14 protein-coding genes are annotated in these 11,861 nt (G+C 28.0%); 4 read left to right on the top strand and 10 right to left on the bottom strand.

Annotated elements, in window-relative coordinates:
• Positions 1–68: 68 nt before the first annotated feature.
• The 6 genes from queA to R5397_RS04265 all read right to left on the bottom strand — a co-directional run bounded on the left by queA (position 69) and on the right by R5397_RS04265 (position 5,014).
• Positions 69–1,106, bottom strand: coding sequence for a tRNA preQ1(34) S-adenosylmethionine ribosyltransferase-isomerase QueA (gene queA, locus R5397_RS04290; protein WP_421623021.1), 1,038 nt, complete (start codon positions 1,104–1,106; stop codon positions 69–71).
• Entirely contained in the window at positions 1,096–2,139 is a 1,044-nt protein-coding gene (gene ruvB / locus R5397_RS04285; protein ID WP_421623020.1) for a Holliday junction branch migration DNA helicase RuvB, read from the bottom strand. Before ruvB ends, queA begins: the two co-directional genes overlap by 11 nt.
• A gap of 45 nt (positions 2,140–2,184) precedes the next feature.
• Positions 2,185–2,778 carry a Holliday junction branch migration protein RuvA gene (gene ruvA, locus R5397_RS04280; RefSeq protein WP_421623019.1) on the bottom strand — a complete coding sequence of 198 codons (594 nt, stop codon included), beginning with the start codon at positions 2,776–2,778 and terminating at the stop codon, positions 2,185–2,187.
• An 87-nt stretch (positions 2,779–2,865) separates the two neighbouring features.
• Positions 2,866–3,345: a crossover junction endodeoxyribonuclease RuvC gene (ruvC, locus tag R5397_RS04275; protein ID WP_421623018.1), complete on the bottom strand. Its 480-nt coding sequence runs from the start codon at positions 3,343–3,345 to the stop codon at positions 2,866–2,868.
• Positions 3,346–3,376: 31 nt separating this feature from the next.
• Positions 3,377–4,108, bottom strand: coding sequence for a YebC/PmpR family DNA-binding transcriptional regulator (locus R5397_RS04270; RefSeq protein WP_421623017.1), 732 nt, complete (start codon positions 4,106–4,108; stop codon positions 3,377–3,379).
• Positions 4,109–5,014, bottom strand: coding sequence for a bifunctional 5,10-methylenetetrahydrofolate dehydrogenase/5,10-methenyltetrahydrofolate cyclohydrolase (locus tag R5397_RS04265; protein WP_421623016.1), 906 nt, complete (start codon positions 5,012–5,014; stop codon positions 4,109–4,111).
• A gap of 159 nt (positions 5,015–5,173) precedes the next feature.
• Here R5397_RS04265 and R5397_RS04260 point away from each other — a divergent pair, with 159 nt between their 5' ends.
• Together R5397_RS04260 and bamB are read left to right on the top strand one after the other, a co-directional pair.
• Positions 5,174–5,809, top strand: coding sequence for a BB0027 family outer member beta-barrel protein (locus R5397_RS04260; RefSeq protein WP_421623015.1), 636 nt, complete (start codon positions 5,174–5,176; stop codon positions 5,807–5,809).
• A gap of 6 nt (positions 5,810–5,815) precedes the next feature.
• A complete protein-coding gene (gene bamB, locus R5397_RS04255; protein ID WP_421623014.1) occupies positions 5,816–6,847 on the top strand; it encodes an outer membrane protein assembly factor BamB in 1,032 nt (343 codons plus the stop codon).
• Here bamB and R5397_RS04250 read toward each other — a convergent pair.
• Genes R5397_RS04250 through lepB (R5397_RS04240) form a run of 3 tightly spaced genes read right to left on the bottom strand, consistent with a single transcriptional unit; the run spans position 6,833 to position 8,872 of the window.
• Positions 6,833–7,264, bottom strand: coding sequence for a DUF188 domain-containing protein (locus R5397_RS04250; RefSeq protein ID WP_247065137.1), 432 nt, complete (start codon positions 7,262–7,264; stop codon positions 6,833–6,835). The genes bamB and R5397_RS04250 overlap by 15 nt on opposite strands.
• Complete coding sequence (gene lepB / locus R5397_RS04245) at positions 7,254–7,889, bottom strand: signal peptidase I (protein WP_247065139.1); 636 nt, start codon at positions 7,887–7,889, stop codon at positions 7,254–7,256. The genes R5397_RS04250 and lepB (R5397_RS04245) overlap by 11 nt, the downstream gene beginning before the upstream one ends.
• Positions 7,890–7,891: 2 nt before the next feature.
• Entirely contained in the window at positions 7,892–8,872 is a 981-nt protein-coding gene (gene lepB, locus R5397_RS04240) for a signal peptidase I (RefSeq protein WP_247065141.1), read from the bottom strand.
• Between the two features lie 192 nt (positions 8,873–9,064).
• Between lepB (R5397_RS04240) and R5397_RS04235 the strand changes: the two genes are divergently transcribed.
• Together R5397_RS04235 and smpB are read left to right on the top strand one after the other, a co-directional pair.
• Positions 9,065–10,534 (top strand): SUMF1/EgtB/PvdO family nonheme iron enzyme, encoded by a 1,470-nt coding sequence (locus tag R5397_RS04235; protein WP_421623013.1) that lies wholly within the window; start codon positions 9,065–9,067, stop codon positions 10,532–10,534.
• A gap of 2 nt (positions 10,535–10,536) precedes the next feature.
• Positions 10,537–10,986: an SsrA-binding protein SmpB gene (gene smpB, locus R5397_RS04230; RefSeq protein WP_421623012.1), complete on the top strand. Its 450-nt coding sequence runs from the start codon at positions 10,537–10,539 to the stop codon at positions 10,984–10,986.
• Between the two features lie 224 nt (positions 10,987–11,210).
• Here the strand turns inward: smpB and R5397_RS04225 are convergent, their stop codons facing one another.
• A complete protein-coding gene (locus tag R5397_RS04225) occupies positions 11,211–11,735 on the bottom strand; it encodes a P13 family porin (protein ID WP_421623011.1) in 525 nt (174 codons plus the stop codon).
• Between the last annotated feature and the right edge of the window lie 126 nt (positions 11,736–11,861).

The raw sequence follows: 11,861 nt of genomic DNA, 5'->3' as shown, positions 1-11,861 counted from the left end.
ATACCTTCTCCTTTCAAGATGTATCTAATTATTATTAAATAAATAGTAAAATAATTAACCATGAATATCTACATATGATTTAAAAATAAAGTAGCATCACCATAAGAGAAAAATTTATAATTCATTTTTACAGCTTCCCTGTAAGCATTAAATACAAAATCTTTACCACCAAATGAAGAGACTAACATTAAAAGAGTTGATTCTGGTGTATGAAAATTTGTAAAAAGCATATCAACAAACTTAAATTCATATCCCTTACCTGGGTAAATAAAAAGATTAGTCTTTTGTTCACCTCTCACAAAACCTCTTTGCTTATCATAAGCAGATTCTAATGCTCTAAGAGTAGTAGTTCCAATAGCCAAAATCTTCTTACCTAAAGTCTTTGCCTCCTCAAGTCTAAGCGCTACAGAATTTTTTATTGAAAAACTTTCAAAATGCATTCTATGTTCCTCTATTGTCTTAGTTCTTACAGGAAGAAAAGTACCAAGCCCAACATGAAGTGTAATAAAATCGTATTCAATATTATTTTCATCCAATTTAGAAAAAAGTTCCTCACTAAAATGTAACCCTGCTGTAGCTGATGCTGATGAACCAATATATTTTGAATAAATCGTTCGATAACGCTCCTCATCCTCTCTATCATAGTTTCTCTTAATATAAGGTGGTAAAGGAATAAGTCCATGCTGTTCAAAATAAGACTCATTCACACACTTATTAAATTTAATTATAAATTCATTACCTGTCTTTGAAATTATTTGAGCCAATAAACCTTGAGGAAACATATAGACTTTGCCAATATTCTGTTTTTTAGCCTTAGAAATTAAAGACGTAAACCTATCCCCTGACAATCTATCTAGAATTAAAAACTCAATACTACCTCCATGTTCCGTTTTGGCATATATTCTCGATTTCCTAACCCTTGAATCATTAAAAACCAAAAAAGTATTGCTATTAATATACTTAAAAATATCGTTTATTGAATCATTATGATAAATCTTCTGATTGCCAGGATCCAGCACCATTAATCTTGATAAGCCTCTTTTCTCACTTGGATACTGTGCTATTAAATTACATGGTAGATCAAAATAAAATTCTTTAGTATCCATTTTCTCCACTATTTAAGTCATCATGATTATTTTTATTCAAATTTAGATGAAAATATGCAAAATCAGTAGCCTTGCGTCCTCTGCTAGTCCTCTCAATCAGACCCTTTAAAATAAGATAGGGTTCGTAAAAATCCTCAAGAGAATCTGCTGTCTCGCCAACAGAAATTGCTAAAGTTTCAACACCAACAGGTCCACCTTTAAATTTCAGTATTAAACTCCTTAAAATATTTCTATCTTGTTCATCAAGTCCTTTATGATCAATTTTTAACATTTCAAGTCCAGAACTCACAATACTCTCTGTAATCAAATCACAACCACCAACTTGTGCAAAATCTCTCATCCGTCTTAAAAGCCTATTTGCTATACGAGGCGTTCCTCTTGAACTTTTTGCAAGAAGCCAGGCGGCTTTATTCTCCAATTCAATATTTAAAATAATCGAATTTCTCTGTATTATTTTCACAAGTTCATCTTCATTATAAAGATCAAATCTAAATAAAATTCCAAATCTCGCATAAAGCGGTGACGCCACTTTCCCCGGCTTTGTAGTAGCACCAATTAAAGTAAACTTAGGAATTGGCATTCTTACAGTCCTTGCAGCAGGACCTTGTCCAATTATCCAGTCTATCTTATAATCTTCCATTGCAATATAAAGCATCTCTTCTATTACGGGTTTAAGCCTATGTATCTCATCAATAAATAAAATACTCTTATCATCAAGCGTCGTTAAAATACCAACAATATCTTTTGGCTTATCAAGAACTGGAGCTGAAGTCATCTTAATTGTAGTATTCATTTCAAAAGCAATAATACTAGCCAGAGTAGTCTTCCCAAGCCCTGGAGGACCACTTAAAAAAACATGATCAAGCGCTTCATTTCTATCTCTAGATGCCTTTATAAAAATATTTAAATTTTCTTTAATATGAGATTGTCTCACAAAATCTTTAAGGGATTTTGGCCTAAGTTCACTCTCATTTCTATCATACAAAAAATTCTTGTCAGAACTTAAAAACCTAGATCCCCCTCCAAAATCCATCTAATCACCCTCTCTTTAATAAACAATCACCTATAATCCTCTAATCTAACCTGAAAGCTTTCTTAAAATTTCTCTAAACAAAAATTGTTCTTGATCAACTTCTCTCAACATTAAAAATTCATCAATAAGCATAATTTCCTTAATAGCAGCTGAAACCAATTTTCTATCAAAACCCATATTAACAATTGATTGTTCAAGCTCCTTAAATTTCAATACACCTGAACTTGCCTCATTATTAACTTTGATAAGTTTTCCCCTAAGTTTTAAAAAGATTTTACCCGCCATTTTATTTCCAATACCCTTGACATTAGAAATAAGCTTAACATCCTCCCTTTCAACTGCATCTCTAAATTCATTATATTTTATTCCAGATAATATCCTTAAAGCCGCTTTTGGACCTATTCCATCAACACTAATAAGTTTTTCAAAAACTTCTCTTTCTGATACATTTAAAAAACCAAAAAGTCTAATTTCATCCTCTCTAAGATGAAGATAAGTTAATATTTCAACATCTTCTAGCAACCCCAATTCTGCATTACAAAAAGAACTAACTAAAATTTCAAACTCAAAAGGAAGTGCTACAATGACAATACTAGACTCTCGTTTCTCTATAATTTTACCACAAATTTTATTGATCATAGACTTAAACCTATAATACATAAAAACTCAAGCATACCTTATTTATATCCAAATTATTATTATATATTTCATTTTTTTTATTAAATTTCACAAAATATGATAATTACCATGACAAATTGCAAGCGCTAATGCATCACTACTATGATCACTAGTAAAAATAAAATCGGATTTCATTCCAAGTAAAATACGAATGACATATTTTACTTGTACTTTTGCAATTCTACCAAACCCAGAAATTGAATTCTTGACCTGTATTGGAGTATACTCATAAAAATCTAAATTTTTCAAAGCAAAAGTTAAAATAATAGCTCCTCGTGCTTCAGACACACTCATAGCTGTTTTTTTATTCTTAGCAAAATAAATATTTTCAATGCTTGCAACATCCGGTTTAAAATTATCAATAATAAGAATAATTTCATCAGAAATTAATTTTAACCTATCTTTCAAAGACATCAAAGGATGAGTTATGACAGTTCCATCTTGAACATACATGTACTTACTATCTTTCCTATCTAAAATTCCCCATCCAACATTTGCAAGCCCAGGATCGATACCTAATATTCTCATAATCAACTTTCAGAAAAAATTCAATGATAAACTAATCAATCTCATCAACAATTTCTAAATTATGCACAACTTCTTGAACATCATCAAAATCTTCTAATTTTTCAATAATAGCAAGAACTCTATCCATATGTTCTTTATTTAAAGAAAGCTTGTTTTCAGGAATAAGAGCAATTTCTGCTATATCTTCCTCAAACTTAGTTCTCAAAATAGATGAAATAGCTTCAAAATTTTCAGCACTTGTTATTACTTCTATCTGAGGCCCTTCACTATAAATATCTTCTGCACCAGCTTCTAATGCAAGCTCCATTATTTCATTTTCAGAATATTTATCTAAACCATAAGAAATTAATCCTTTTTTATGAAACATATAAGATACAGAACCTGGAGCACCAAGAGAACCACCGCTCTTTGAGAGAACACTCCGTACCTCACTTGCCGTTCTATTTTTATTATCAGTTAAGCACTTAATTATTAAAGCTACACCATAGGGCGCATAAGCCTCATAAGTAAGTTCAAAATATTCAGCACCTGTATGATCCCCAATGCCCTTCTTTATTGCCTTTTCAATATTATCCTTAGGCATATTAGCAACTCTGGCTTTATTAACAGCAAGTCGTAATCTAGAATTAGATTCAATATCACCTCCTCCCATCTTAACAGCAATGCTTATTTCACGAATTAGTTTAGTAAAAATCTTATTTCTCTTAGCATCAAGAGAACCTTTTTTTCTCTTTATAGTTGACCACTTACTATGACCAGACATTCAAACCTCCACCAACTTTTCTAACTTTTCTAAAATAGAAAACTTATTATGCCTAATTAGATGGGCCTTAATTGTATTAAACATCAACATAAGAACCGTAACAGGGCCGATTCCACCTACTACAGGAGTAATAAACTTAGCTTTTTCTTTAACTGATTCAAAATCAACATCTCCTATAAGAACATTATTACCATCAATCTCTACTCTAGAAATACCAATATCAATAATATAAGGATGTCCATCAATCATACTAGCATTTATTAATTTAGGTTTTCCAACAGCAGAAATAATAATATCTGATTGTCTTACATAAATATCTAAATTAGTACTTTTACTATGACAAGTAATTACAGTAGCATCATAGGGCTTAGAAGAAAGCAAGATAGAAATAGGTCTCCCAACAAGAGAACTTCTTCCAATCACAACAACAGTCTTACCAGAAATTTCTATTCCCTTATCAAATAAAACTTTTAAAACAGCAAAAGCTGTACAAGGAATAAATCCTTTCCTATCACCCGAAATTAACTTGCCCAAGTTAATAGCAGAAAGTCCATCTACATCCTTAGTACTCATTATACTGTCTAAAACCATATTTACATCTATTTCACTAGCAAGGGGCAATTGAACAATAATTCCATCAGTATATTCATTTATATTTTCAGTCTCGATCAATGTCAAAATATTATCTTGTCCCGAATTACCAGCTAACTTAATAACATGAAAATTAATACCAATTTCTCTAGATACTCTTTCCTTAACAGCAACATAAAGTTTACTTGTAGGGTTATCATTTGCCAAAATCACTTTTAAAGAAACTTTATTCACTAAATCATGATGAATTAAAAACTCTTTAAGTAATAAATAATATTGATTTGCAAAAAATTTACCATCAAAAACATTGCTCAACTCAGTTCCCTCACCAATTTAGATCAAAACATTATATATTATACTATACTTGTATTGTAAGTATAAATAAAAATAGATTCACACAAAAATTAATTGTAATAAAACATATTTTTCAATATAATAACTTTTAAATAAAGAGTTTTTGAAATATGGAGAATAATGAAAAAGAATTTTTTAGTTGGTCTCATCTTACTATTCTTATTGCATGCAAATGTGAACAGAATTGAAGCATATTCAATTGATAGAAACGGAAATTCTATTATAGAAGTAGATTTAAGCTTAGGAATTCCCCTTTTTTACCATAGTTTATCAAAAGTCTTTTCTTCAAATCTGTACCCAGGAGGAATTGGGGCACTTAAATATAAATATCACATCCTAAGCAGCTTAGCTATAGGGTTTGAGATTAGATACATGTTCAATTTTGATATCAATCATTCATTTAACCTATTAAATCCTGATTCGGGCATAGGTAAGACATTTAGTACAGTGCCTATCACATTCTTAACAGCCTATGTTTTTGACATAGGTGAAATGTTTCAGATACCCATATTTTCAAATATAGGATTTTCTTTAAGCTCCTACGGAGATAAAAGTGATAATATCTCAAATTTAAGGACTTTTGATGCAATGCCTATAATGTCTATTGGCTCTGGAATCTTATGGAATTTCAACTACCAATGGGCTTTAGGAATTACAACTGCATGGTGGACAATGTTTGAATTTGGAAATATGGCTAAAACCGGACATTTTTTAATAATATCACTCTCGGTAATAGTGAATATCAATAAATTGTAGGTAAATATGGATAAAAAAAGTTACAAAAAATTCATGATAATAATGTTAATAATGTTAGTTTTATCATGTTCAAGTGAATCTATATTTTCTCAGCTCAGCAAGTTACAAAAAATAAATAGTAATAATAACATTTTAGACACTTCAAGTCCAAGTGGCATCTCATTAGTCAATGATACCCTTTATATTTCAGCCATGCATTTATTTAAAAAATCAAATGGAAATGTTGAAAGAGTAAATTTTAGCAATTCTTATGAATTTGTAATTGACCTTGTAAATATATCAGGCAAAACATATTTACTAGTTCAAAATAAAAATGGGCAACTAGAACTCTACTCTCTTGAAAGCAATAATTGGAAACTTCTATTTCAAAAGAATCTAATCCCAATTAAATTCTTAAAATCCATAGGAACAAGTGGTATTACTTCTGCTTTCATCCTAGCATTAGGAGAAAATGGAAATCAAACTATTCTAAATATAAATGGAAATAATGAAACTCCCAACAACACAACTAACAATGATAAATTTTATCAAATTTCAAATGACCAGAAGTTCATTACAGGAAAATTTGCAAAAATCTGGAAACTAAACGGTGACGGAGTTATAAATGTTAAATCAACAAATGAAATAATGGCAATAATAGAAACAAGTATTCGTGGCACCAAAGAAACTTTGGTGTTTACTGGAAAAGATCATGATACATCAGATCACAAATTCAAAATATACTCAAGCACAAATAATTATCAAGATCCAATATTCAATCGAAATGGCATAGGAGAATTTATTGCATACTTTGCAAGAGAAGTTGATGGAATAATACTTATCGGCAGTAATAATGGATTTGTAGAACTTGTAAGGGATAAAAACACATTTGATCTGCAACCACCTTCACAATCTGTATTACCAGGTTCTTATAATGGTTCACAACTAAGTAAAACAAGACTTAATGATATTATACCCACATCAAATAAAACAATTTACATACTAACCCAAGGAAAAGGATTATGGAAAATTGAAAATAAAAAGCTAATTAAAGAATAAACGATGAAAATTCATTGCAAAATTTGAATACCGAACTTTATTAGTTTCTTCATGAAAATATTTTTTAACTTTAATACCTAAATTAATATTTAATTTAGATCTAAAATGCAAATAATTTATATTATTTGTATCAAAAATTTGTCCCTCATCATTCATAACTTTAATTTGCAAATTCAATAAGTTTTTAACAAATAATATGTCCCTGGTAACCACCATACTATTCTTATCAATTAATTCTAAAATCAAAGAATCAACATCACTTACAATTTTAACAGAAGTATTTTTTGACATCTCTAAATTTAAATGCCTGTTTGCAACCAAAATAAGCCTCACATTTCTATGGGAAACAAAATTTTGTAAAAATTTTATTATTTGTAAATTACAAGAATCAGCATCAACAAAAATTTTATTTAACAATTTTATAATCCATTATCCTTAATACTAAGAAAGACAAAATATGAGATTGTTTAACAGGCCCAAATACTCTAGAATCATTTAAAATTTTCAAATTCTCATTTAAGAGAAAAAATTCATTTTTCTTTAAAGCAAAACACTTAATTACTTCATTAAAGTTAAAAAAATCATTTAATCTATAACCACTCATAAAATTACCATTCAAATAATAAGAATTATCATCTATCCTATGAACCAAGATATCAAAACCTTTAACATAAACTAGATCTCCCTGAGTAGCAACTATTTTTGCAATTTTATAACTTCTTGTATTAAAAATCTTGTTTAAAAAAAATAAATCCCTAAAAAAATTTAAAACAAAATTTCTCCTTAAATTTGAATCTTCATAAAGCACAATATCATTAACTTTAAAAGGAACAAAAAAAGATCGCATATATTTTGAAATAAAAACCAAACTATCATTTTTTGTTATTAAAGGCAACATTTCATCACCTTGAAAAATAAAAATTTGTAAGACAAATTTTGTAAAAAAATAATTTAATACCAAAAACAACAGAATAATCTTAATAAATTTTTGTCTTCTCTTTTTTCTTAAAAGTTTTTGTTCAAAAGTTAAATATGCTGCCATATTTAAATCAAACCTATTCTAGAAAAAGGGAAATACATGAAAAAAGCTCTACCAAGAATTTTACTTTTATTTATAACACCAAAAAATCTACCATCATAAGAATTATCTCTATTATCCCCAATAGGCAATACATATCCATAAGGCACATATATTCCATAATCCCTTATTATTGCCTTTTCCATATAATAATCAACATATGGCATGAAAGCTACCAAATAACGATATTCCAATCTTTCAATTTCAAATCTATCAACTTCCCTAACATTAAAAAATGAAAAATCAGATATATTCTCTAAATCAACACTCAATTGATTTAACGCAATAAACATAGCAAGATTATCATAAACCTTATAGTCCGCATCTTCTATAAGCTTCTTAATACCAAAATTATATCCTAATGAAGCTTTATAAGAATTTTCTTCTATAAAATTTTCTTCGCCTTCCTTCTTAACAAAAACTGTCCCATTTCGAAATCTTACAAGCTTACCATCCGCAAATAACGCTCTTTTAACAAAGAATCTAACACTAGGATTTCCATTTTCATCTCTATCAAGATCAACAAAACTAAAAGACAACATGTAAAGTAATCTATGCAAAATATCAAAAAACAGCCCTTTTGATTCATATTCTACATTTTCAAAAATCACAATCTCTGCTTCATTTGGCTCTTTTATTCCATTTATTTTACATACTCCTGGCAAAAGTTCAGGTCCATAAGAAAATTTATCTACAAATAATAAATCTCCAATTTGAAGAGTATTTTCCATTGATCCTGATGGAATTCTATATGCTTGTAAAAAATATTGATTTATTCCCAAAACAAAAATCGAAGCACCCAAAAGTTCAAGTAAAAAATTAAGCATAAAGCCTCGTCTTTTAGCTTTAAGTTTATAAAAATACTTACTTTTTTTCCTATAAGTTAAATATTTTTCAATAATCTCCACTAAAAAGCTGGCAAACTTATTTAATTTTTCTAAATACATAAACTTATCCTCAAAAATAAATTATACATAAAATAAATAATTATCACTATCTTCATAATCACAAAGCTTTATTAAAAAGAACAAAATATGAAAGAAAACATAAATATATTTGTTTATATTTTCTTTAACTAACATAAATAAAAATACATGTAATATTGAATTTCTTTTCATACTTTTTTATAATCATTATATATGCTCAAAGAGAGTGATGGTCTTGATATTAATGAAGAATTACTTACAGTAAAATTAAAGCCAATATTAGGAATAACCCCAAAAATTTACGTTTTATTTACAATAATTATCCTACCTTTAATATTAGTATTTAGTTTAATCATAAATACCAAATTAAACAATCCTGGAGCATACTTAAAGATAAAAACCAATGTCAATAATGCATATGTTTACTTAGACGAAAAATACATTGGAAGAACCCCACTAAAAAAATACATAAATGCTACTAAAGGAACCTTAAAAATTCAAAGACTTGGATTTGATACTTATGAAAAGAAAATTGATATACAAAATAAATTTTTCACAAGCTATCAATTCAACATTGATTTAAAACTAAAAAATCCTGATAAGATCATTGCACAAAGACAAAAAGAACTCTCAGTTATGACAAAAATTAAAAACAATAACGACAATATACAATTAATCCCCGTATTCTCATTAATTGTAAACGACTTACAGAACAGCCCAGAACATATAAAGAAATTCTTTAAAACATCCATTCCACATATACATTCAAATACAATGTTTAAAGACTTTCTCATAGCATACAAAAATATTTATTCAATAAACAATAATAACAGCAAAGAAATATGGCAATCTCTTCAACAAAACTTTAATTTGGAAAATAGGTCAATAATTTGGTTTTTTAAAAATTTAGATAAAGAACAACAAAAACAAATATCCAACGAAACATGGTTTCAAACACTAATAGAAAAAATAAAAAATGAAAATAAAGTATTAAACTTTGAAACTAAAAATATAAATTTACATCTAAAGAATTTTAAAAAGATAGCTCCACAAAATATTGAAAGTATCCAAAATTACAAATTATATTCACAAAATCTCACACTTAAGACTACATATAAATTAAAAGAATTTTTAATCCAAAACAGAAATGTAACTAAAACCGAATATCAAAAATTTTTAAATGAAAATCCAAAATGGACACTAAATAATAAAGATAATTTAATAAAAGAAGAACTTGTAGACGAAAGTTACCTTAAAACCTTTAAACAAATGCCTTCAAATGAAGATATTACTCACATATCTTATTATGCAGCAATAGAATATACTAAATGGTATTCTTCAAATTTACCTAAAGGATTTAAAGCAAGACTTCCTATATCTCAAGAATGGGAAGTATATCAAAAAGAAGTACCAAAATCTATAGAAAGTTTAAATATGAATGAAATATCTAAAAAAGTTGGTTTTTGGAATTTAATGCAAAATCCAAACATCAATAACTCCATATTATTTCAAGACGAAAACGATATATACTATGCGAATTCAAACTTTAACTCACTAATCACTGAGATTAGAACATACAATTATAATAACAACTCAACACTTCAACCTTCAACTCAGGCTTCATTCCTAAAACATTGGTGTTCACCAAACATTGGATTTAGACTAGTTATTGAAAAGGAATAGATGTGAGTATATTACTGCTTGAAAACAAAAAAGCAAGATTCAATTACTTCATTGAAGATAAAATAAACTGTGGAATCATCTTAAAAGGAACTGAGGTTAAATCCATTAAATTAAAAAAATTTTCATTTAATGACAGCTTTGCCAGCATTAAAAAAGATGAAGTATGGCTTGAAAATTTACATATAGCAAAATATAAAGAAGGTAATCTCTTCAATCATGAAGAGATAAGACACAGAAAACTTCTTTTAACAAAAAAAGAAATACAAAAACTAAAAAAATTTAAAGAAAAAGAAGGATACACATTAGTCCCTATCTCAATTTATCTGAATAATTCATTAATAAAAGTAGAACTTGGGGTATGTAAAGGAAAAAAATTATTTGATAAACGAGAAGTGTTAAAACAAAAAAGCATAAAAAAAGATTTGAACCGTGAGATCAAACAATACAGATGAATCAAATACAATTTATAAACCATGTAATAATAATATTAAAGCACAAATAAAAATCACTTACTTAAAAAAACTACACAATAACAAAACATTAGAAATTAGAAAAATGAAACCTATTCTTATAGGTAATGAAAAACAAATATTACCAAAATTCTCATAAAATGAGTAATCATAATTAATATACTACAATTACTCAATTTTTATTTTGATTTTTATAATCAATACAATCAATACCTCTTAGTGAAAGAGACTTCAAACATTAACCTAGCATCTTCATTAAAATTCATATCAACTTCTGGTTGCAATCCTCCCAATGTTATTCCCAAATTCTCTTGAAGTTTTCTATTATAACTAGAAGCATATGTAAAAGGAAGTATAGCTTCAATAATTCGTGTTAAAATTAGAGTAGCTCCCCCTGCCGCCGCTAAAGATAAAGCAAGTACTGTTGGTTTTTCCTTCTTTTTATAATGAGATTCAATTATAGAATATGTACCATAACTCAACAAACCAATACTTAAAGCATCAAAGCCTAAACTCAGCAAACCACCAGTAATATCTCCTTGTACTAAAGATCCTACCCCAAAACCTACAAAAACATTCAATAAAAAAGGCATTACAGGATCTTTTTTATAAGTTTCATAAAGTAACATCTTTTCCACGCTGCCACCACTACTCACAAGTTCATTATGATTTTGAGCAAAACTAACAAAAGCACAAAAGAAAACCAACATTAAAATCAATATTTTTTTCATAAAATACCTCCCAAATATAAACTGCTCAATCTTTGCAGTATATATCGTATCATATACTTCATTACATACTTATTACATTTTTATTATATACTTATTAATCAAATTGTTCAATCTTTAATTTTGATA

Source organism: Borrelia sp. MN22-0132, assembly GCF_049201035.1.
Classification (GTDB): domain Bacteria; phylum Spirochaetota; class Spirochaetia; order Borreliales; family Borreliaceae; genus Borrelia; species Borrelia puertoricensis.
The sequence above is the reverse complement of the archived record's forward strand: the minus strand, read 5'-3'. Positions and strand labels throughout refer to the sequence as shown.

Coding starts and splice junctions, on each gene's coding strand:
- lepB (WP_247065139.1), bottom strand. CDS start 7,889: ATGGCAGCATATTTAACTTTTGAACAAAAACTTTTAAGAAAAAAGAGA.
- lepB (WP_247065141.1), bottom strand. CDS start 8,872: ATGTATTTAGAAAAATTAAATAAGTTTGCCAGCTTTTTAGTGGAGATT.
- queA (WP_421623021.1), bottom strand. CDS start 1,106: ATGGATACTAAAGAATTTTATTTTGATCTACCATGTAATTTAATAGCA.
- R5397_RS04235 (WP_421623013.1), top strand. CDS start 9,065: ATGCTCAAAGAGAGTGATGGTCTTGATATTAATGAAGAATTACTTACA.
- R5397_RS04260 (WP_421623015.1), top strand. CDS start 5,174: ATGAAAAAGAATTTTTTAGTTGGTCTCATCTTACTATTCTTATTGCAT.
- bamB (WP_421623014.1), top strand. CDS start 5,816: ATGGATAAAAAAAGTTACAAAAAATTCATGATAATAATGTTAATAATG.
- ruvB (WP_421623020.1), bottom strand. CDS start 2,139: ATGGATTTTGGAGGGGGATCTAGGTTTTTAAGTTCTGACAAGAATTTT.
- R5397_RS04225 (WP_421623011.1), bottom strand. CDS start 11,735: ATGAAAAAAATATTGATTTTAATGTTGGTTTTCTTTTGTGCTTTTGTT.
- R5397_RS04270 (WP_421623017.1), bottom strand. CDS start 4,108: ATGTCTGGTCATAGTAAGTGGTCAACTATAAAGAGAAAAAAAGGTTCT.
- ruvA (WP_421623019.1), bottom strand. CDS start 2,778: ATGATCAATAAAATTTGTGGTAAAATTATAGAGAAACGAGAGTCTAGT.
- ruvC (WP_421623018.1), bottom strand. CDS start 3,345: ATGAGAATATTAGGTATCGATCCTGGGCTTGCAAATGTTGGATGGGGA.